Origin of the sequence: Marinobacter sp. (assembly GCF_044799475.1) — a bacterium.
GTDB lineage: Bacteria > Pseudomonadota > Gammaproteobacteria > Pseudomonadales > Oleiphilaceae > Marinobacter.
Genome location: NZ_CP085217.1, coordinates 3466149 through 3486032, shown reverse-complemented (window position 1 = coordinate 3486032; position 19884 = coordinate 3466149). Strand labels below are relative to the sequence as shown.

15 protein-coding genes and 3 tRNA genes are annotated in these 19884 nt (G+C 58.2%); 13 read left to right on the top strand and 5 right to left on the bottom strand.

Features of this window, described 5'->3' with window-relative positions:
- The first annotated feature begins 137 nt into the window (after nt 1-137).
- A complete protein-coding gene (gene lptF, locus LG327_RS16015; RefSeq protein WP_404363423.1) occupies nt 138-1241 on the top strand; it encodes an LPS export ABC transporter permease LptF in 1104 nt (367 codons plus the stop codon).
- Nucleotides 1234-2295 (top strand): LPS export ABC transporter permease LptG, encoded by a 1062-nt coding sequence (gene lptG, locus LG327_RS16010; RefSeq protein ID WP_404363421.1) that lies wholly within the window; start codon nt 1234-1236, stop codon nt 2293-2295. Before lptF ends, lptG begins: the two co-directional genes overlap by 8 nt.
- Before the next feature lie 8 nt (nt 2296-2303).
- Here the strand turns inward: lptG and LG327_RS16005 are convergent, their stop codons facing one another.
- Nucleotides 2304-2795, bottom strand: coding sequence for an RDD family protein (locus LG327_RS16005; RefSeq protein WP_404363419.1), 492 nt, complete (start codon nt 2793-2795; stop codon nt 2304-2306).
- 269 nt (nt 2796-3064) lie between these two features.
- Here LG327_RS16005 and alaS point away from each other — a divergent pair, with 269 nt between their 5' ends.
- From alaS to LG327_RS15975, 6 genes are all read left to right on the top strand, one after another.
- On the top strand, nt 3065-5695 hold the full coding sequence (alaS, locus tag LG327_RS16000; protein ID WP_404363417.1) for an alanine--tRNA ligase: 2631 nt from the start codon (nt 3065-3067) through the stop codon (nt 5693-5695).
- Between the two features lie 115 nt (nt 5696-5810).
- The gene (locus LG327_RS15995; protein ID WP_404363415.1) at nt 5811-7043 is read left to right on the top strand and encodes an aspartate kinase; all 1233 of its coding nucleotides are present in this window, start codon (nt 5811-5813) and stop codon (nt 7041-7043) included.
- Nucleotides 7044-7218: 175 nt separating this feature from the next.
- Complete coding sequence (csrA, locus tag LG327_RS15990; protein ID WP_404363413.1) at nt 7219-7419, top strand: carbon storage regulator CsrA; 201 nt, start codon at nt 7219-7221, stop codon at nt 7417-7419.
- A gap of 125 nt (nt 7420-7544) precedes the next feature.
- A tRNA-Ser gene (locus LG327_RS15985) sits at nt 7545-7634 on the top strand.
- A gap of 63 nt (nt 7635-7697) precedes the next feature.
- Nucleotides 7698-7774 (top strand) — tRNA-Arg (locus LG327_RS15980).
- Nucleotides 7775-7870: 96 nt separating this feature from the next.
- Nucleotides 7871-7947: transfer RNA gene (locus LG327_RS15975), tRNA-Arg, on the top strand.
- A 413-nt stretch (nt 7948-8360) separates the two neighbouring features.
- Here the strand turns inward: LG327_RS15975 and LG327_RS15970 are convergent.
- Nucleotides 8361-8897 carry a DUF2058 domain-containing protein gene (locus LG327_RS15970; RefSeq protein ID WP_404363412.1) on the bottom strand — a complete coding sequence of 179 codons (537 nt, stop codon included), beginning with the start codon at nt 8895-8897 and terminating at the stop codon, nt 8361-8363.
- A gap of 103 nt (nt 8898-9000) precedes the next feature.
- On the opposite strand from LG327_RS15970, the gene dbpA reads away from it, so the two are divergent.
- The 4 genes from dbpA (at nt 9001) to LG327_RS15950 (ending at nt 14000) form a co-directional block, all read left to right on the top strand.
- The gene (dbpA, locus tag LG327_RS15965; RefSeq protein WP_404363410.1) at nt 9001-10374 is read left to right on the top strand and encodes an ATP-dependent RNA helicase DbpA; all 1374 of its coding nucleotides are present in this window, start codon (nt 9001-9003) and stop codon (nt 10372-10374) included.
- A 202-nt stretch (nt 10375-10576) separates the two neighbouring features.
- Entirely contained in the window at nt 10577-10831 is a 255-nt protein-coding gene (locus LG327_RS15960; RefSeq protein ID WP_404363408.1) for an OadG family protein, read from the top strand.
- Nucleotides 10832-10873: 42 nt separating this feature from the next.
- Nucleotides 10874-12664, top strand: a complete 1791-nt coding sequence (gene oadA / locus LG327_RS15955) for a sodium-extruding oxaloacetate decarboxylase subunit alpha (RefSeq protein WP_404363406.1) — start codon at nt 10874-10876, stop codon at nt 12662-12664.
- Between the two features lie 13 nt (nt 12665-12677).
- Nucleotides 12678-14000, top strand: coding sequence for a sodium ion-translocating decarboxylase subunit beta (locus LG327_RS15950; protein ID WP_404363404.1), 1323 nt, complete (start codon nt 12678-12680; stop codon nt 13998-14000).
- 68 nt (nt 14001-14068) lie between these two features.
- Here LG327_RS15950 and LG327_RS15945 read toward each other — a convergent pair whose 3' ends face one another.
- The 3 genes from LG327_RS15945 to imuA are packed head-to-tail and all read right to left on the bottom strand — an operon-like array spanning nt 14069 to nt 19287.
- Nucleotides 14069-17179 carry an error-prone DNA polymerase gene (locus LG327_RS15945; RefSeq protein WP_404363402.1) on the bottom strand — a complete coding sequence of 1037 codons (3111 nt, stop codon included), beginning with the start codon at nt 17177-17179 and terminating at the stop codon, nt 14069-14071.
- Between the two features lie 3 nt (nt 17180-17182).
- Complete coding sequence (locus LG327_RS15940; RefSeq protein ID WP_404363400.1) at nt 17183-18595, bottom strand: Y-family DNA polymerase; 1413 nt, start codon at nt 18593-18595, stop codon at nt 17183-17185.
- A gap of 2 nt (nt 18596-18597) precedes the next feature.
- On the bottom strand, nt 18598-19287 hold the full coding sequence (gene imuA, locus LG327_RS15935; RefSeq protein WP_404363398.1) for a translesion DNA synthesis-associated protein ImuA: 690 nt from the start codon (nt 19285-19287) through the stop codon (nt 18598-18600).
- Between the two features lie 155 nt (nt 19288-19442).
- On the opposite strand from imuA, the gene LG327_RS15930 reads away from it, so the two are divergent.
- A complete protein-coding gene (locus LG327_RS15930; RefSeq protein ID WP_404363396.1) occupies nt 19443-19781 on the top strand; it encodes a 4a-hydroxytetrahydrobiopterin dehydratase in 339 nt (112 codons plus the stop codon).
- Nucleotides 19782-19884: the final 103 nt, after the last annotated feature.

The window sequence follows — 19884 nt, the reverse complement described above, 5'->3', positions numbered from 1 at the left end:
TCATGCCAGCGGCCCCGATGCCTCGCCAGCCTGAGGGTCGGTGTCTGCCACCCTGTCATTCGGGGGACAGGTTACATAGAATAGCTGCGACCTTATCAGGTCGTGCCTTTTTCTTCTGCAACCGGAACGAGATCGTCTTGACCCTCATCTTCCGCTATCTGACCCGACAAGTGATGATCAGCATGCTGGCAGTGTCCGGCATCCTGCTGATGGTGTTCATGAGTGGGCGGTTCATCAAGTATCTTGCCGACGCCGCTGCCGGCAAGCTCTCGGGAGATGTGCTTTTCCAGATCATGGCTTATCGTTTCCCGGGGTTTCTGGAGCTGATTCTTCCACTCGGCCTGTTCATAGGCATTCTCCTGGCTTACGGGCGGATGTACCTGGAAAGCGAGATGACCGTTCTTTTCGCCTGTGGCGTCAGTGAGCGCCAGGTGCTCGGCCAGACTCTGGCTGCCAGCACCCTGGTGATGCTGATTGTTGGCGCCATGAGTCTCTATGTTTCACCCTGGGGAATGAAACAGGTTGAAGGCATATTCAATGAGCAGCGCCAGGCCACCGAGTTCGAGATGCTCGCGCCAGGGCGGTTTCAGGCACTGGGCTCCGGCGGCAGGGTGACCTATACAGAATCGCTGAGCGATGACAGGCGTGAACTCCGGGGAGTGTTCATTGCAGAGTTTTCTGACACAGGTGGGGGACTGACCCTGATCTCCGCGGAAAACGGCTCGCAGCTCATTGATGACAATACTGGCAGCCGTTTCCTCGTGCTTCAGAACGGCACACGCTTTACCGGAACGCCGGGACAGCTGGATTATGAGGCTATCGAGTTCGGAGCTTATGGGCTCAAGGTACAGGGCGGAGGAGGGCGTGAAAAGGTGCTGGATGAAGGCTTGAGCACCCGCGAGCTGATGCAGTCTTCGGACCCGGAACACCGGGCCATCCTGCATTGGCGGTTTTCACTGCCTCTCATCGTGCCCATCATAACCCTGCTGGCGGTCCGTTTGAGCCGGGTTAATCCGAGGCAGGGGCGCTTTTTTCACCTGCTGCCGGCCATGCTGCTTTACATCCTCTATCTGGGGCTGCTGATCGTTGCCCGTGATGCCCTGGAGGAGCGCAGGATTCCGGAGTGGCTGGGCCTGTTCTGGGTACATGGGATCTTCCTCGTCCTCGGGCTCTGGCTCCAGTTTGGTCCGGCCTGGCTGAGGCGCCGGCGGCTGCAGAGGGAGGCGGTCTCTGATGCGTAAGCTGGACAGGTACGTAATGAGTTCGGTGGCGGGCGCTACGGTTCTGGTGATGATGGTGGTGCTGTCGCTGGATCTGATCTTCGCCTATATCGCCGAGCTGGAGGATACCCGTAACGACTATCAGGCCGTCGAGGCCCTGCTCCACGTATTGCTCACTCTTCCCCGTCGCATATACGAATATCTGCCCCTGGGAGCATTCATGGGATGCCTGGTGGGTCTGGGCGCGATGGCGAGCAGTTCCGAGCTGACGGTCATGCGGGCGGCGGGTGTGTCCATCCGTCGCATCGTCTGGTCGGCGATGAAGCCTACGCTGCTGATCGTACTTGCTGGTCTGGCGATCGGGGAATACCTGGCGCCGCCATTTGAGCGCATGGCACAGAGTCAGAAGGCGGTGGCCCGGGAGTCGGGTCAGAATATCGCCTCCGGCACTGGCGTCTGGCACCGGGAGGGTGAGACCTTCATTCACCTGAATGCAGTGCAGCCCAACGGGGTACTTCATGGGGTGTCGCTGTTCCGGTTCGAAGAGGGCAGGTGGCTGGCTTCTGCCACCTTCGCCGAGCGGGCGCTACACCAGGGTGATCACTGGCTGTTGCAGACGGTGACCACCACGAAGCTGGACCGGGACGGAACCTCCCTTGAAACCCATATCCAGAAACGGTGGGAAACCGGCCTCTCGCCCGAAGTACTGAGCGTTCTGATTGTTGACCCGGAAGATCTTGCCATGACGGGGCTGTTCACCTATGCCTCCTACCTGAATGAGCAGGGGCTGCAGGCGGCAAATTACTGGCTTGCCTTCTGGAAGAAGGTGCTCATGCCAGTGGGCACTGCGGTCATGGTGCTGGTGGCAATATCCTTTATCTTCGGCCCACTGCGTTCAGTGACCATGGGATTCCGGGTCTTTACCGGTCTCATTGTGGGACTGCTTTTCAAATACATGCAGGACCTGCTGGGGCCCATGAGCCTGGTATTTGGCTTCAATCCCATACTGGCAGTGGTGTTGCCTATCGCCATCAGTGCGGTGGTGGGGATGCTGCTAATGCGAAAGGCAGGCTGAAGCCTCACTCACTGGGGCGTGTCTTTCACCAGGCTCACCACCCGGCTCTCGGAGAATCTGTCTGTCCAGGTGCGTTTTTCGCTGTCCCAGATCATCCAGAGATAGCCCAGGCCCAGCGGTGCCCAACTCAGCCAGCCCATCATGTACCTCAGTAACGCCTGGACCCAGGTGATCGATGTGCCATTGGCATTTTCAACCCGAATCCGCCATACCTGCATGCCCAGGGTCTGGCCTGTCCGGGTCCAGAAATAGCCAAAAAACAGGTAAAGGGTGACGAAAAGAACCGAGGTCAGCAGTGGGTCGGTATTAAGCTGCCCCTTCTCGGCAAGCTCGGCGTAGCGGTCAAAACCAGTTATCCAGGCCGCGACCAGAGTATAGGCCCAGGTTACAACCAGCAGGACGGCAATGCAGATAAGGCCGTCATAAAGCATGGCCAGCAGACGCTTGACAAGGCTGGCGGGGGGCAAAAGTTCTTCCGGGTCATGAAAGCGGCGGGCCATGGCAACTCCGAAGCGGGATCTGTCGTTAGAAATGGAGGCTGAAAACAGGCTGGCGAGTATAACGCATTATGTCAGGAAACCGGCTTCGCATTTTCAGGGTTCTTCCCTGCGGATGCTCGGCGGCGCAGATGTTCCCGTTTTTACTGCCTGTCGCCTATGCTAGAGTAGCCGCTTTGCGCAGCCCGGTCTGACCGCCTCAGGCGGCTTCGGCCAATGACTGTTCCGCAGACAAACTATCGAATGACTGATTGATCTATCAGGATGGGGTTATGAAAACCGCAGAGTTGCGACAGGCGTTTCTGGATTACTTCCGACAGCAGGGTCATACCATTGTTCCGAGCAGTTCGCTGGTTCCGGCGGACGATCCGACGCTCCTGTTCACCAATGCGGGCATGAACCAGTTCAAGGATGTGTTTCTTGGCCGTGAAGTACGGGATTACAGCCGTGCTACCTCGACCCAGAAATGTGTCCGTGCCGGCGGCAAGCACAACGACCTGGAAAATGTGGGATACACCGCCCGTCACCATACATTTTTCGAAATGTTGGGCAACTTCAGCTTTGGTGATTATTTCAAGCGGGACGCGATCCGTTTTGCCTGGGATTTCCTGACCGGTGAGAACTGGCTTGGCCTGTCCAGAGAGAGGCTCTGGGTGACAGTCTATGCCTCTGACGATGAAGCCTACGATATCTGGACCAGCGAAATTGGCATGCCTGCGGAGCGCATGGTGCGCATAGGTGATAACAAGGGCGCTCCCTACGCCTCGGATAACTTCTGGCAGATGGGCGATACTGGCCCCTGCGGCCCCTGTACCGAGATTTTCTACGATCACGGCCCTGATGTGCCGGGTGGTCCTCCCGGCAGCCCGGACGAGGATGGTGACCGTTACATCGAGATCTGGAATGTGGTGTTCATGCAGTTTAATCGAGCGGCCGATGGCAACATGCAACCGCTGCCGAAACCGTCTGTCGATACCGGCATGGGGCTGGAACGGATCACCGCAGTGATGCAGGGTGTGCACAGCAACTACGAGATTGACCTGTTCCAGGATCTTCTGAAAGCGGCTTCCAGTATCCTTGGCGGAGCAGCCACAACCGAAGCATCCCTGCGTGTGGTGGCGGACCACATCCGTTCCTGCGCCTTCCTGATTGCGGATGGCGTCATGCCGTCCAATGAGGGGCGGGGGTTTGTGCTCCGTCGGATCATTCGCCGGGCAGCGCGGCACGGCAACAAACTGGGTGCTACCGAGCCGTTTTTTCATCGCCTGACTGGTGCTCTGGTGGAACTGATGGGGGAGGCCTTCCCCGAGCTGGCCAGAACCCGCGCTCAGATCGAGAGAGTGCTGCTGCAGGAAGAAGAGCAGTTTTCCAGGACCCTGGACAAGGGGCTGCGTCTTCTTGAGCAGGATATAGAATCGCTCGGAGGCACGGTTATTCCGGGAGAAACCATTTTCACCTTATACGATACTTTCGGCTTCCCCGTGGATCTGACCAACGATATCGCCCGGGAGCGCGGCCTGACCCTCGACTATGAAGGCTATGAGAGGGCGATGAACAGCCAGCGTGAGCGGGCGCGGGCAGCCAGCAAGTTCGGACTTGACTACAATGCGGACGACCTGCGCCTTGAAGGCAGGACGGAGTTCACCGGTTACGAGCACATCGACGGTCACGAAAAAATACGGACAGTGCTGGTGGGCGGCGAAGAGAAAAATGCCGAAGCGGGTGATGAAGCTGTAGTGGTGCTTGAACGTACGCCTTTTTACGCCGAGTCCGGGGGTCAGGTTGGCGATACCGGCCTGCTGACCTGGAGTGGCGGGCGCTTCAAGGTGACAGATACCCGCAAGGAAGGCAGCCACCATCTGCATATTGGTACAGTCATCGAGGGAGAGTTCTTCCCGGGGCTGGAGGTGGACGCGCGGATCGATCACATACGCCGCCAGGCCACCGCGCTGAATCACTCTGCCACCCACCTGTTGCACTCAGCCCTGCGCCGCGTTCTGGGCGAGCATGTCACCCAGAAGGGCTCACTGGTGGATCCTGACAAGCTGCGCTTTGACTTTTCCCACTTCGAATCGGTGAGCCAGGAACAGCTGCGTGAAATTGAACATCAGGTGAATGAACAGATACAGGCCAACACGCCGGTTGCCACCGAGCTTACGGACATGGAACAGGCCCGGAACAAAGGTGCCATGGCGCTCTTTGGCGAAAAGTATGGTGACAGAGTCAGGGTCCTCAGCATGGGGACTGACAATTATTCGGTGGAGCTCTGCGGTGGCACCCATGTCGCCCGGACCGGCGACATAGGTCTGCTTCGGATAACGTCTGAAAGCGGCATTTCCTCGGGCGTAAGGCGAATAGAGGCTGTCACGGGTCAGGGTGCCCTGAGCTGGATGGAAACGACCGATCAGTCGCTGAGGGAGGTCGCCAACCTGGTAAAAGGTAGCCGGGACACAGTTGTGGAAAAGGTCCAGTCGCTGGTTGACCGGTCCCGGCAGATGGAAAAGGAGCTCGAGCAGCTCAAGCAGAAGCTGGCAAGTTCCGCTGGTACCGATCTCGCCAGCTCAGCGGTGGAAGTCAACGGCCTGAAAGTGGTTGCCGCCGAGTTGCCAGGTGCGGATCGCAAATCCCTGCTGGATACGGTTGATCAGTTGAAAAACAAGCTGGGTGAAGGCGTGGTTGTTCTGGCCAGTGTCGAGGAGGGCAGAGTGACACTGGTTGCGGGCGTAACCAAAAAGGTGACGGACCGGGTCAAGGCCGGGGACCTGATGAAGCATCTGTGCGCTCAGGTAGATGGCAAGGGTGGCGGACGACCTGACATGGCTCAGGGCGGTGGCAATGACCCCTCCCGGCTTGCACCGGCACTCGAAGGTGTGGCCGAATGGGTCGCAAAGGCAACATCCTGACTTTTTGGCTGTTGGTCTGTTGTTAACTGAGCGGCGGGATTATAATCCCGCCGCTTTGCCAGGTGGCGGTGCTGGTTGACCGCTTGGCTGTCCCTGACTGGATAGTGGGAACAAAATGGCTCTGTTGGTTCAGAAATTTGGTGGTACCTCGGTGGGCTCCACCGACCGGATAGAGGCGGTTGCTGAAAAGGTCTGCCGCTTTCGCAAAGAAGGCCATGACATTGTTGTAGTCGTATCTGCCATGAGTGGAGAAACCAACCGGTTGATTGGTTTGGCCAATGCCATCACGGATGAGCCGACGCCCAGGGAAATGGATGTGCTTGTATCTACCGGTGAGCAGGTTACCATTGCCCTGCTGTCCATTGCCCTGCAGAAGCGGGGCTGCGAAGCACGGTCCTATACAGGTGGGCAGGTTCGGATACTGACCGACAGCGCGCATACCAAGGCGCGGATTCGCCAGATCGATGAGCAGCGAATGCGAGAGGATCTGGTCGCAGGCCGTGTGGTGGTGGTTGCGGGCTTTCAGGGCATCGATGAAGCCGGCAACATCACCACGCTTGGGCGTGGTGGCTCGGATACGACAGCGGTGGCCCTGGCGGCGGCTCTGAAGGCCGATGAGTGTCAGATCTACACGGATGTAGATGGTGTTTATACAACGGATCCGCGGGTGGTGGACAATGCCCGTCGGCTCTCCCGTATCACCTTCGAGGAAATGCTGGAAATGGCCAGCCTCGGTTCGAAGGTGCTCCAGATTCGCGCTGTTGAGTTTGCAGGCAAGTACAGTGTTCCGCTGAGAGTGCTTTCCAGCTTTGAAGAGGGTGAAGGCACCCTGATTACTTTCGAGGATGACGACGTCATGGAACAGCCGGTTGTTTCCGGAATCGCTTTTAACCGCGATGAAGCCAAACTGACAATTTCCGGTGTACCTGATACACCCGGGATTGCATCGCGTATTCTGAAGCCGATCAGCGGTGCAAATATTGAAGTGGATATGATTGTCCAGAATGTCGGCGCGGATAATCGCACCGATTTCACGTTCACTGTTCACCGCAACGACTTCAAGCGGGCAGGGGAGATCCTGGACCGGGTTGCAAAGGATCTCGGCGCCCGGGAAGTCAAAGGTGACAGCAAGATCGCGAAAGTCAGCATTGTTGGTGTGGGGATGCGTTCTCACGCCGGGGTAGCGACCCGGATGTTCGAGGCGCTGTCGGACGAGGGCATTAATATCCAGATGATCTCAACATCGGAAATCAAGGTTTCTGTGGTCATTAACGAAAAGTATCTTGAGCTTGCGGTTCGGGCACTGCACAGTGCCTTTGAACTGGACAAGTCTGAAGTAGAGGCCTGAAAGGCGAACTGTACTCAGTGCGTCCGGGCCTTGTCTGGAAGAAGGGAACCATTCGTCGGAGTGAGTGAGGGTAAGGAGTTATCCAGCTTGTAGTCGGTGCGTGGTCTCACTATAAATGCCTTGAATAGTTGCTTATGCCGGAAAAGGTAGCTCTGAAAAAAAGGGAGTAACGGACATGTTGATCTTGACGCGCCGTGTCGGCGAAACCCTCATGGTCGGTGACGAAGTGACTGTCACTGTTCTCGGGGTGAAGGGAAATCAGGTACGAATTGGTGTGAATGCACCCAAGGAAGTCGCCGTTCACCGGGAAGAAATTTACCAGCGCATCCAGAGCGAGAAATCGGATTCTGATGAGCCGGAGCCCGGCAACAGCTAGCGGAAAAGAAAACCGCCTGAAGAAGTCCAGGCGGTTTTCTGAACATCGGGCTGACCCGCCAGGAAAAAACCGGCGTCAACCCTATGAAAACAGAAAAAATATGGTATTATACGCCGCGTTCTGAAGGAGAGGTGGGTGAGTGGCTGAAACCAGCTCCCTGCTAAGGAGCCGTACGAGCAATCGTACCGAGGGTTCGAATCCCTCCCTCTCCGCCATTCTTTTTTGCGAGAGAATTCGGAGCATTTTTAGAAGTAGAAGTAGAAGTAGATTGATCAAACGCGGCTGTAGCTCAGCTGGATAGAGTACCTGGCTACGAACCAGGCGGTCGGAGGTTCGAATCCTCCCAGCCGCGCCAAATTGATTACCCTGAGCCTGAGACACCACGAGGCTGAGGTTGGAAAATGGTCAGACGGGATTTGAACCGAAGAGGTTCGACCGAATTTTTTGAAACGCGGCTGTAGCTCAGCTGGATAGAGTACCTGGCTACGAACCAGGCGGTCGGAGGTTCGAATCCTCCCAGCCGCGCCAAATTGATTATCCTGAGCCTGAAGTGCCACGAGGCTGAGGTTAGAAAAAAGTCAGACGGGATTTGAACCGAAGAGGTTCGACCGTAGCAGGCGAAGCCTGCGGAGGAACGTCGGAGCAAAGCGACGACGACCCCGAAGGGGTGAGGGCCGAAGGCCCGAATAATCCTCCCAGCCGCGCCAAATTGATTACCCTGAGCCTGAAGTGCCACGAGGCTGAGGTTGGAAAAAAGTCAGACGGGATTTGAACCGAAGAGGTTCGACCGGAGCAGGCGCAGCCTGCGGAGGAACGTCGGAGCGAAGCGACGACGACCCCGAAGGGGTGAGGGCCAGAGGCCCGAATAATCCTCCCAGCCGCGCCATATCAAACAAAAGACCCCGCCCTGTGCGGGGTTTTCTGTTTGCATACCTTCTTTCTTACCACATCAGATCATCAGGGATTTCATAGTCCGCATAGGGGTCATCGGACGCCGCATCGTCCTGCTTGCGCTCATGCAGCACCACCACTGCGCTGGCGTCCCGCTCCATGATCTTGCGGGCAACCCCTTCTGCAACCAGTTCGTAGCCATCATTCACAAAGACAACCGCCAGGCGTCCCCGTGAAAGCTGGTCGATCATGGCCTCGGCAACGAAGATCTTCTTGATCTTTTTGTCGTGTACAAACTGATAGGCTGTCTCGCCCCGCTTCCGGTCCAGACGGTTGGCAGCAACCAGTTCCCGGATCTGTGCCTGTATGGCCTTGCGCTGAGCCTCCTCGTGGCGCTTCTGGTTGAGCTGTCGGTCGTGTTCGGTTTTCTCCTCCCGCGCCTGCTGGGCCCTTAGCTGGGTTTCGTTGACCTCGGTGGCGCCCTTGGGCTGCTGTTTACGCTGCTTGTGTTTTTCTTTTTTGAGGGCCTTGGCTTTTTTCTCGTCAGCAAGTCCCGCTTTCAGTAGCTGATCCTGGAGTGATGGCATGACTGATTGATCCTTTCATGTCTCTGATGTTGGCTTTGCTATGGGGTAGTATACGCGCTGACAATTCCCTTCGGGACCAGTTACGATTTTTTCAGGGTTTTTTATGACGTCATTCAATCAGCTTAATATCTCCGAGACGATGCGCGCCAATCTCGAACGCCTGGGATTCCAGGTGCCCACGCCCGTTCAGGCCGCAGCCATCCCTCCGGTGCTTGAGGGCCGGGATGTGATTGCCAAGGCCAGAACTGGCAGTGGCAAGACAGCTGCTTTCGGCATAGGGCTGATCGAGAAGCTCAATGTGCGTCATTTTTCGGTTCAGGGCCTTGTCCTCTGCCCGACCCGGGAGTTGGCTGACCAGGTTGCCAGAGCACTAAGGGACCTGGCTCAGGCCCAGGCCAACATCAAGATCGTCACCCTCTGTGGTGGTGTACCCATTGGCCCCCAGATAGGGTCTCTCAGCCACGGGGCTCATCTGGTAGTGGGTACGCCGGGTCGGATCCAGGATCACCTGCGCAAGGGCACGCTCACATTCAGTGATCTGAAAGTGCTGGTTCTGGATGAGGCCGACAGGATGCTGGACATGGGCTTTCGGGAGGCAATGGACAACATCATCGCCCAGCTTCCCCCGCAGCGACAGACGCTGCTGTTCTCCGCCACCTGGCCCGATGCGATCCGCGCCCTGAGCCAGAGCTACCAGAGAGATCCTGAGGACGTGAGGGTAGCTGATACCGAGGCTGCGCCCGATATCGAGGAGGTCTTCTACGAAATTCAGCCCGGCCAGCAGACAGATGCCCTCGCATCCCTCCTGTCGGAGAGGCAGCCTCTGTCGTGCATCGCTTTCTGCACCACCCGGCAACAGTGTGACGAGATTGCCGCGGCTCTGGCACACCGGGGATTCAGTGCGATGGCCCTGCATGGGGATCTGGATCAGAAGGACCGGGATGCGGTGCTGGTGCAGTTCTCCAATCAGAGCATCACGGTTCTTGTGGCGACGGATGTCGCTGCTCGGGGGCTGGACATAAAATCCCTGCCTCTGGTGGTGAATGTGGAGCCCGCCCGGGATCCTGAAATCCACACCCATCGCATCGGACGCACGGGCCGGGCGGGGGAGCTCGGCCACGCAGTTACCTTCTGTACCCCCTCCCAGGGCCATAGGGTAACCCGGCTTGAAAAGGAGGGGCGGGGCAGCATTGCCTGGGGCGACACAGCCACTTTGCTCAGTGTTCCAGACCGGCCAGTGAGACCGCCAATGAGAACGCTCTGCGTGGCTGGCGGCCGGAAGGACAAAGTAAGACGGGGAGATATTCTTGGGGCGCTTACCGGTGAGGCGGGAATACCTGGTAGCGCTGTGGGAAAAATCGATCTTCTCGAGTTCCAGTCCTTCGTGGCCGTTCAGGCGGATCTTGCGGAAAAAGCTCTCCGGCGCGTCGAAAAAGGGCGGATCAAGGGCCGCTCTTTCCGTGTTCGAATGGTATGACAGGGCGCCCGGCGGACGAATAAAAGCAGTATTATCGCTGCTCACCTGCAGGAAATGTTCCCATCACGCCGGGCAATCCGGTTGCTCCCATACGTAGAAACCGGTAAATTACGCAGGATTTTGCCCCCCGAATTCAGTGCCGCCCATGTCGCGGCAGAAAGCTGATCGGGAGAAACAGAACCACAGTCAAGGTAGCGCATCTATGAATGAGCTAATGTCACAAGCCATCGACCTGATGGTGGCGGGGATGGGATTCGTTTTTGTATTCCTGATCGTCCTCGTTCTTGCCACGCTGCTCATGTCAAAACTGATCACCCGCTTTTCGTCACCCGAGCCGGCAACCCCGGCGCGCGCTTCACGTGCAAAAAAGCCCTCAGCTCCGGCGTCGGTCGACCCTGATGTAGCGGAAGCAATTAAAAAGGCGATTGCACAATTCCGGTCACGCCACAAGAAGTGACCGGAAGCACGAATTAGAACCTTTAAACAGAAGGCCGACACGATGACAGACACAAAGAAACCGTTGGGGATAACGGACGTTATTCTGCGTGATGCTCCCCAGTCGCTGCTCGCCACCCGGGTGCGTCTGGAAGACATGCTCCCCATTGCCGACAAGCTGGACAAAGTCGGCTTCTGGTCGGTGGAATCCTGGGGCGGCGCCACGTTTGACGCCTGCATCCGCTATCTTGGCGAAGATCCCTGGGATCGTATCCGGCAGATCAAGAAAGCCATGCCCAATACCCCCCAGCAGATGCTTCTGCGTGGCCAGAACCTCCTGGGCTACCGGCACTATGCTGATGATGTGGTTGAGCGCTTTGTGGAGCGTGCCGCTGACAACGGCGTGGACGTTTTCCGCATCTTCGATGCCATGAATGACCCCCGGAATCTGGAAACTGCCATCAAGGCCGTGCTCAAGACAGGCAAGCACGCCCAGGGCACCATTGCATACACCACCAGCCCGGTCCACACCCTCCAGATGTGGGTCGACATGGCCAAAGAAGTCGAGTCCATGGGCGCTGAATCCATTGCCATCAAGGACATGGCTGGTCTGCTGAAACCCTATGTGGCGTTTGAACTTGTTACCCGCCTGAAAAAAGAGCTCAAAGTTCCCGTGCATATGCAGTGCCACGCCACGACCGGCATGTCTACTGCAACGGCCCTCAAGGCTGCGGAAGCCGGAATCGACAACGTCGATACTGCAATTTCTTCCATGAGCATGACCTACGGTCATTCGCCGACGGAGGCGGTGGTTGCCATTCTTGAGGACACGGATCGTGATACTGGTCTGGATCTGAACCTGCTTGAGGAAATTGCCGGCTACTTCCGGGAAGTTCGCAAGAAGTACGCGAAGTTCGAAGGCAGCCTTCGTGGTATTGATTCCCGTATTCTGACCGCTCAGGTTCCTGGCGGCATGCTGACCAACATGGAGAGTCAGCTGCGCGAACAGAATGCCGCGGACAAGTTTGACGAGGTGCTGGCTGAAATTCCCAGGGTTCGTGAAGATCTCGGATTCATTCCTCTGGTTACACCGACATCACAGATCGTCGGCACACAGGCTGTGCTGAATGTTCTGACTGGAGAGCGCTACAAATCAATCTCCAAGGAGACTGCGGCGATTCTCAAGGGCGAGTATGGCGCGGCGCCAGCGGAGTTCAACAAGGAGCTGCAGAAGCGCGTCCTCGAGGGCAAAGAGCCGATTACCTGCCGTCCGGCCGATCTTATCGAGCCGGAAATGGACAGGCTCACCAAAGAGCTGGAAAAGCTGGCTGCAGAAAAGAACATCAAGCTCGCGGATAACGTGGTTGACGATGTCCTGACCTATGCACTGTTCCCGCAGATCGGCCTCAAGTTTCTTGAGAACCGGGGCAATCCCGATGCATTCGAGCCGGTTCCCAGCGCGGATGACGTTGCGAAGCCGGGTGCGGCGAAGAAGGGTGGCCCGGAGAGTTACACCGTGACTGTCAACGGCAAGGAATTTGTGGTTGCGGTCACCGAAGGCGGCGACATCAGCGGAATCCAGCCCACAGGAGGCGGTTCTGAAGCGCCCGCGCAATCAGCTCCTGCTCCCGCAGCGGGAGAAGGCGAGTCGGTACTGGCACCCCTGGGTGGCAACATCTTCAGAATCCTGGTTTCGCCTGGCGACACGGTTGAAGAAGGAGATGTGCTGATCATCCTGGAGGCGATGAAAATGGAAACCGAGGTTCGTGCTCCCAAGGCCGGAACCATCGGCGAGGTATTCATCAAGGTCGGCGACGCTGTCGCGGTCGATGACGAAATGCTGACAATCGCATAAGGGCCAGCATTCCATGGAAAAATTACTGACGCTTTGGACAGGCAGTGGCCTGTTCAATATAGAACCCGGCCAGGTGATCATGATTCTGGTCTGCCTTGGTCTTCTCTTCCTTGCCATACGCAAGGGTTTTGAGCCGCTGCTGCTGGTCCCGATCGGATTTGGCGGTATCCTGGCGAACATTCCGGAGGCAGGTCTTGCTCTGTCCGCTGCGGAGAATGCTATTCACTTCGCCAAACCCCAGGTTCTGGCGGCGCTGGCGGGTGTTCTGGACGTATCCTATGAAGCCGGACAGGTTGTTACCCCCGAAGTAAAAGATCTGTTCAAGGAGGCGTACAAGGACGCCAGTTACGCAGTAGTCAGTTCTGCCAATACCCTGGCCCAGGACTTTGGTTACGGCAATGGCATGCTCCAGAACTTCTACATGGTTATTATCGGAAGCACGATCGGGCCGCTGTTGATCTTCATGGGCGTGGGCGCCATGACGGATTTCGGCCCTCTCCTGGCTAATCCGAAAACCCTGCTGCTGGGTGCTGCTGCCCAGTTTGGGATCTTTGGAACCGTGATCGGGGCAGCCCTGCTGGATATGTTCGGCATTCTTGAATTCACGATTCTGGAAGCTGCGGCGATCGGTATTATCGGTGGCGCCGACGGTCCTACGTCCATCTATGTGTCCAGTGTTCTGGCACCACATCTGCTGGGGGCGATCGCTGTGTCTGCCTATGCCTACATGGCGCTGGTTCCGATGATTCAGCCTCCCATCATGAAGGCGCTGACCTCGAAGAAAGAGCGAGCCATCAAGATGTCCCAGCTGCGGCCGGTCAGCAAAAAGGAAAAGATCATTTTCCCGCTTGTAGTGCTGATTGCCGTTGTGCTGTTTCTGCCGGATGCGGCTCCGCTGCTGGGCATGTTCACTTTCGGCAACCTGATGCGTGAATGTGGTGTGGTAGAGCGTCTGAGCGATACCGCGCAGAATGCTCTGATCAACATCGTGACCATTTTCCTGGGTCTGTCGGTGGGCTCCAAGCTCATGGCTGACAAGTTCCTGGATGGCCAGACCCTTGGTATCCTGGCACTGGGCATTGTTGCATTCGGCGTGGGTACAGCGGCCGGTGTGATAATGGCCAAGGTGATGAACTACTTCACGAAGGAGCCCATCAATCCGCTGATTGGTTCTGCCGGCGTGTCGGCGGTGCCTATGGCGGCGCGGGTGTCCAACAAGGTGGGACTGGAAGCCAATCCCCAGAACTTCCTGCTGATGCATGCCATGGGTCCCAACGTGGCCGGCGTTATTGGTTCTGCGGTGGCTGCGGGGGTCATGATCAAGCTGCTCGGCTGATCGCTCTACAGCAAACGAAAAGCCCCCTCCGGCAATCCGGTGGGGGCTTTTTTGTCAGCGGTTGAAGGTCACTGGAAGTTTCTGGAAGTTACCTGAAGGCTCTTTATCAGATGGCTGATATCCGAGAGCTTTCCCGCCATCACATGAACAATATCGCCTTCCCTTTCCAGCACACCCTTCACATGCAGCAGTCGGGCAGTCAGCAGGGGCTGGCGCTGGCGTCTGGCGGTATCCAGCCAGACCACCAGGTTGATGTTGCCGGTTTCATCTTCGAGCGTAACAAAGGTGACCCCGGAACGGGTGCCGGGACGCTGTCGGCCTGTTACCAGGCCAGCCACCTGGACTGGCCGGCCTGGCTCGGCATCCATCAGTTCCCGGGCGCTCAGGCAATGCTGAAGATGGCCCTGTTCACGGAGCAGAGCCAGAGGATGCCGCTGTAATGACAGGCCCTGGCTGGCGTAGTCCTCCAGAATGGACTGACCCTCGGTGGGGGCCGGCAGGGTCACCTGGGTGGCGTTGTATTCACTCTGATCCTCGCTGGCAAACAGGGCGGCAGGTGGCTGGTGACCCAGCAGTTGCCAGTACGCCTGGCGGCGATTGTCGGTCAGACTCTGCAGGGCATTGGCTCCAGCCAGGGCTTCCAGATCCCGCTGGCTGAGGTTGCTGATACTTCGCAGTTCGGCAGTGGTGCGGTAGCCCCCTGACGGACGGCGCTGGACCAGTTCCCGTGACGGCTGTGCGGATAGCCCGCGGACCAGTCTCAGGCCAAGCCGCAGGGCCTGGTCGGGCCCTTCAAGGGTGTGATCCCAGTTGCTTGCATTCACATCCGGCGGCAGAACCCTGACCCCGTGGCGGCGCGCGTCCTGAACCAGCTGGGACGGTGAATAGAACCCCATGGGCTGGCTGTTCAGCAGGCCACAATAGAACTCCGCCGGGTAATGGCGCTTGATCCAGGCGGATACATATACCAGCAGGGCAAAGCTGGCGGCGTGGGATTCAGGGAAGCCATAGCCCCCGAAGCCACAGATCTGTTTATAAAGGCGCTCTGCGAAGGCTGCACCATGACCCCGCTCCAGCATGCCCGAGATCAGTTTCTCCCTGAAAGAAGTCATGTCCCCATGGGACTTCCAGGCAGCCATGGCCCGTCTCAGTCTGTCTGCTTCACCTGCTGTAAAACCGGCTGCCACCATTGCCAGTTTGATCACCTGCTCCTGGAATATGGGAACGCCGAGAGTACGCTCCAGAACTCCCCGTATGGCTTCATTGGGGTAGTTCACCGGCTCCAGGCCGTGTCTGCGGCGAATGTAGGGATGTACCATGTCTCCCTGGATGGGGCCGGGCCGCACGATGGCGACCTGTATCACCAGATCGTAGTAAACCTCCGGTCGCAGGCGGGGCAGCATGTTTATCTGGGCCCGTGATTCCACCTGGAAAACGCCAACACTGTCTCCTTTCTGCAGCATCTTATAGGTGGCCGGATCATCCGCCGGTATGTCCTGCATCCGGAAAGGCTGGCCGCGGCGCTGGCCGATAAGATCCAGAGCCCGGCGGATGGCGGAGAGCATGCCCAGGGCGAGAATGTCCACCTTCATCAATCCGAGACTTTCCAGATCGTCCTTGTCCCACTGGATGACCGTGCGGTCAGCCATGGCGGCATTTTCCACTGGCACCAGTTCCGCCAGCGGGCCGGCACTGATGACAAAACCTCCCACGTGCTGGGACAAATGCCGGGGAAAGCCCAGCAGGGTGTTGACCAGGCTGAAAAACTGCTCCGCTACCCGGGGGTTGCGGGTCAGCTTCTTGTCCAGGATCTGCTGTCGCCAGTCGGTTTCCCGGTCCCGCCAGTCAATGCCATTCAGCAGCTGTTCCACCAGGGCGGGGTCGAACCCCAGGGCCTTGCCCACATCCCGGATAGCACTGCGGGGCCGATAGCGGATCACGGTGGCGGCCAGGGCAGCCCGTTCACGGGTGTAGCGACGGTAAATGTATTGCATGACTTCTTCCCGACGGTCATGCTCAAAATCCACATCAATGTCCGGTGGTTCGTCCCGGTCCTTTGATATGAAACGCTCAAACAGAAGCTCCACCTTGCGGGGATCCACCTCGGTGATTCCGAGACAGTAGCAGACCGCCGAGTTGGCGGCTGATCCCCGGCCCTGGCAGAGAATGCCCCGGTTGCGGGCAAAACGGACTATGTCTTCAAGGGTGAGAAAATAGTGTTCATAGTTCATTTCCGCAATCAGCCGGAGTTCCTTGCGGATCAGCGCCTGAATGGGAAAGGGCGTACCTTCGGGAAACCTTGCAAGCTCACCCTCCCGGGTGAGCCTCTGCAGGTGCTCACCGGCGGATATGCCTTCCGGAACCAGATCAGGGGGGTATTCATAGCGCAGGCTGCCAGGCTCAAAGCTGCATTGTTCAGCTATGGCCTGACTTTCCGCCAGCCAGCTCTCTGGATAGAGACGCTTCAGAACCTTCTGGGGACGGAGGTAGCGTTCACCGTTCTGGAACAGGTGCAGACCCGCGTTTTCCAGGGTGCAGCCATGGCGGATGGCGGTCAGTACATCCTGCAGCGGCTGACGATCACGACGGTGGATGTGAACATTGCCGGCGGCAGTGATGCGGCATTCCAGGTGAGCTGCCAGGGTGCGCAGCTGTTGAAGATGTTCTTCTTCCCGATTTTCCAGGGCCCGTTCCGCCGCCAGCCAGAAACGGTCTTCAAATTCGCGCCGAAGCCAGTGTCCGCAGGCCAGTGCCGCGTCAAAGGATACCCGGGGCAGGGAGGGGGGTGGCCACAGGCAAAGGCAGTGACTGAGCGCTTCCTTCTGGATGTCCTCCCGGTATAGGTGGTATTTCCCCTTTGGAGCCCGTCGCCGCGCCCTCGTGATGAGTTGGCACAGCTGGCCGTAGCCTTTGCGATCCCGGGCCAGCAGTACGATATTGACAGGCTGACTATCCAGCTCTTCGTCCCGGAGCAGAAAATGACTGCCAGTGATGAGCTTTACCGGACTGTCTTTGAGGGCGGCCCAGGCCCGGGGGATGCCGGCGACAGAACAGGTGTCGGTAATGGCCAGCGCGGCATAGCCCAGTTCCATTGCACGGTCTGCCAGTTCCTCGGGATGGGATGCACCGGTGAGGAATGTGAAGTTGCTGAAGCAGTGAAGTTCCGCGTAAGTCGTCATGAATCAACCAAACAGACCGTGAATGAACCACCCGCCGCTGACGTCACGGAATATCCAGGCCAGTTGGCCGGAAGTCAGTCGGGCTATGTAATAGTCCCTCTGCACCCGCTCGCCATCCCACCAGCCCCCGCTGATCCTTTCCGGCCCCGCCAGCCAGGCTTCCGGGAGGTGTATGACCGGCTGTGGCGCATTGAGAAGCCAGAGAGGGCGAAGTGAATAGTCTCCCGATGTGGCCCCCGGAACAGGCTTGCGCAGCCGCCCCTGGGTCCAGGCTTTTTCCGGCCGGTGGTCGGCATGGCTGGCCAGTACCCGCAGAGCCTGATCGCCCAGCCGGGCCTGCAGACGGCTGATCAGATCCTGCCGGGCTTCCTCGGGAGGGGGGCCACTGCCCAGCAGGTCGCCTCCACCAGGACGATCCCGGTCAATAAAACGGCTGACGCTGAGGGTCAGGCCTTCCACTGGTGCCGCCAGTGCCTGTTGCTCCAGCCTGAGCCGGATAAGTGAGAGAAAACTGGTCGCCCGGTGTTCCGGTCCGGCGGTTCGCAGCTCAAGCCGGGTTTCCGGCTGGTTCCTGTGATGCAGACTGAGTAGCAGGGCATCAGTATCCTGCTGCCGCCACTGAAGATCATCCTGGAGCTCGCCCAGCAGTCGCTGGAGGGGAAACAGCAGCCCGGCGCTCTGCTCAATGTCCTGGGCGAAATCCAGGTGCTGGAAGAACCGGTGCGGCGGTGTCCAGGCTGTTTGCGGGTCAGGACGGGTGCCTTCTATCTGTTGCAGCAGCCGCAGGGTTTCCGGTTCCAGACGACGGGCAACTTCCTCCTGGGGCAGGCTGAAGAGATCATCCAGAGTCACCAGCCCCAGTCTTGTCAGCCGTTCCATTGTTTTCCCCGGCAGACCGGCCTGGTGAATACTCAGTTTGCGGAGGCTGAGATTCAGGAATTTTCTGTCGTCACTGCAGTGGCCGGTGCCGGCCCGGGCCATTTGTTGCGCGGCCTTTGGCGTCAGGCCGGCAGCCATCCGACCGGTAAGCCGACGCTGCTCCATGGCCTGTGACAGTTTCTGCCACAGGTTTTCCATGCCTCCATGGAGCCGGTTCACGCTGCTGGCTTCGACCACCAGACCATGGGGAGGATGCAGGCTGACGTGGGCGGCGTAGCGATAGAGCCAGCGGGCCTGCTGTTCCAGCACCTGCTGTTCCCTTTCTGGTGCAGTGCGAATGATGGTCAGATCCGGGGCCAGGCTGATGGCCGTTTTCAGGCGCATCGACGGCTGGATACCCAGTTGCCTTGCTTCCGGGCAGGCCTGATACACGAACTGCTGCTGCACATCACCTATAACCAGTGGTCCGGTTTCACTGCGATTGCTGCGGACATGATCCAGCAGCAGGTGGGGAAAGTGGATATAAATCCAGAGCATGGTCAGGCGTCACGCCTGGGCCAGGGGCCGGGAACAACGGTGGTGCTGGTTTCCGCTGTTACGGAATTCCGGCCTGCCAGGGTCAGAGTGCAGCTGTCGCTGGCCCAGCCCCCCCGGCGTTTCAGGACCCGGACGCCCAGGGTCTGGTCCTGCCCGGGTGTCAACTGCAGACGCAGGGCCGCAGGTGAACTGTTCACTGAGGCCTGTACCGGCCGAAACAGGATGCAGAGACTGCCGCCACTTTCGGCTGCCAGCTGGAGTCGGCGAATCTCATGTGATTTCAGGGGGCCGGGCCAGGCCAGAACCAGACCCGTAGCTGGGGATCGGAGGCAGTTTTCCATGGACCAGAGCGCATCTGCCGGATTGCTGGCATGAATGATAACCACCCGGGAAAGGTTGAGACCTTCGCGCTCCAGTGCCGGAGCGTAGGGAATGTGGGGTGGATTTATCCAGAATACGGTCCTGTCAGCGTCTGCCTGCCGGCGCATCAGTGGTAGCGTCAGCTGCAGTTCGCCAATTCCCGGTGCCTCCAGCAGGCACTCGGTCAGGGCGCCCCTTGGCCAGCCGATGCCCCGGAGCTGGGCATCCAGGATATCGAATCCCGTGGGTTCAGCTGGCTGTCTGGCTGTCGCCTGTTGGCCGCCCTGCCAGACTTTTGCATCCTGGATCAGGGTGTCGAGGAGTTCTTTCATGGGATGGAATTCCATAATACTGTTTAAATATACAGTATATTGAGTCCGGAGGTGATTTCAATAAATGGATTGGTTCTTTTGCCTGCCGCCGGCTTGAACTGGAAATCCGGCAGGTTCAATCTGGCCCCTTGAGCCAGTCAAAAGGAGCCAGGACGATGATCAATCTCAGAGAGCAGAATTGCGAAGCCTGCAGAAAAGGAACGCCAGCCCTGTCACAGGAAGAACAGAACGAACTGCTGGCCCAGGTGCCGGAGTGGCAGATTGTTGAGCGCGGCGGAAAAAAACAGCTGGAGCGTACCTTCAAAATGAAGGATTTTGCTGAAGCGCTGGCCTTTACCAACCGGGTCGGAGTGGAGGCGGAGTCTGAAGGGCACCATCCGGCCATCCTGCTTGAATATGGCCGGGTCACCGTCAACTGGTGGACTCATGCCATCGGCGGCCTGCACAAAAATGACTTCATCATGGCGGACCGGACAGATCAGATAGTGGGTTAGTCGGTACAAGCCGCGATGCGTATTTGTCGCAGTAACTTCGACAGGTCGCGGGATTTGACATAGGCTAATAGCATTGCAGAAATGCGAACAACACAATTTCTGG

Coding starts and splice junctions, on each gene's coding strand:
- oadA (WP_404363406.1), top strand. CDS start 10,874: ATGACAGACACAAAGAAACCGTTGGGGATAACGGACGTTATTCTGCGT.
- LG327_RS15950 (WP_404363404.1), top strand. CDS start 12,678: ATGGAAAAATTACTGACGCTTTGGACAGGCAGTGGCCTGTTCAATATA.
- LG327_RS15970 (WP_404363412.1), bottom strand. CDS start 8,897: ATGCCATCACTCCAGGATCAGCTACTGAAAGCGGGACTTGCTGACGAG.
- lptG (WP_404363421.1), top strand. CDS start 1,234: ATGCGTAAGCTGGACAGGTACGTAATGAGTTCGGTGGCGGGCGCTACG.
- LG327_RS15930 (WP_404363396.1), top strand. CDS start 19,443: ATGATCAATCTCAGAGAGCAGAATTGCGAAGCCTGCAGAAAAGGAACG.
- LG327_RS15940 (WP_404363400.1), bottom strand. CDS start 18,595: ATGCTCTGGATTTATATCCACTTTCCCCACCTGCTGCTGGATCATGTC.
- alaS (WP_404363417.1), top strand. CDS start 3,065: ATGAAAACCGCAGAGTTGCGACAGGCGTTTCTGGATTACTTCCGACAG.
- csrA (WP_404363413.1), top strand. CDS start 7,219: ATGTTGATCTTGACGCGCCGTGTCGGCGAAACCCTCATGGTCGGTGAC.
- dbpA (WP_404363410.1), top strand. CDS start 9,001: ATGACGTCATTCAATCAGCTTAATATCTCCGAGACGATGCGCGCCAAT.
- LG327_RS15945 (WP_404363402.1), bottom strand. CDS start 17,179: ATGACGACTTACGCGGAACTTCACTGCTTCAGCAACTTCACATTCCTC.
- imuA (WP_404363398.1), bottom strand. CDS start 19,287: ATGAAAGAACTCCTCGACACCCTGATCCAGGATGCAAAAGTCTGGCAG.
- LG327_RS16005 (WP_404363419.1), bottom strand. CDS start 2,795: ATGGCCCGCCGCTTTCATGACCCGGAAGAACTTTTGCCCCCCGCCAGC.
- LG327_RS15995 (WP_404363415.1), top strand. CDS start 5,811: ATGGCTCTGTTGGTTCAGAAATTTGGTGGTACCTCGGTGGGCTCCACC.
- LG327_RS15960 (WP_404363408.1), top strand. CDS start 10,577: ATGAATGAGCTAATGTCACAAGCCATCGACCTGATGGTGGCGGGGATG.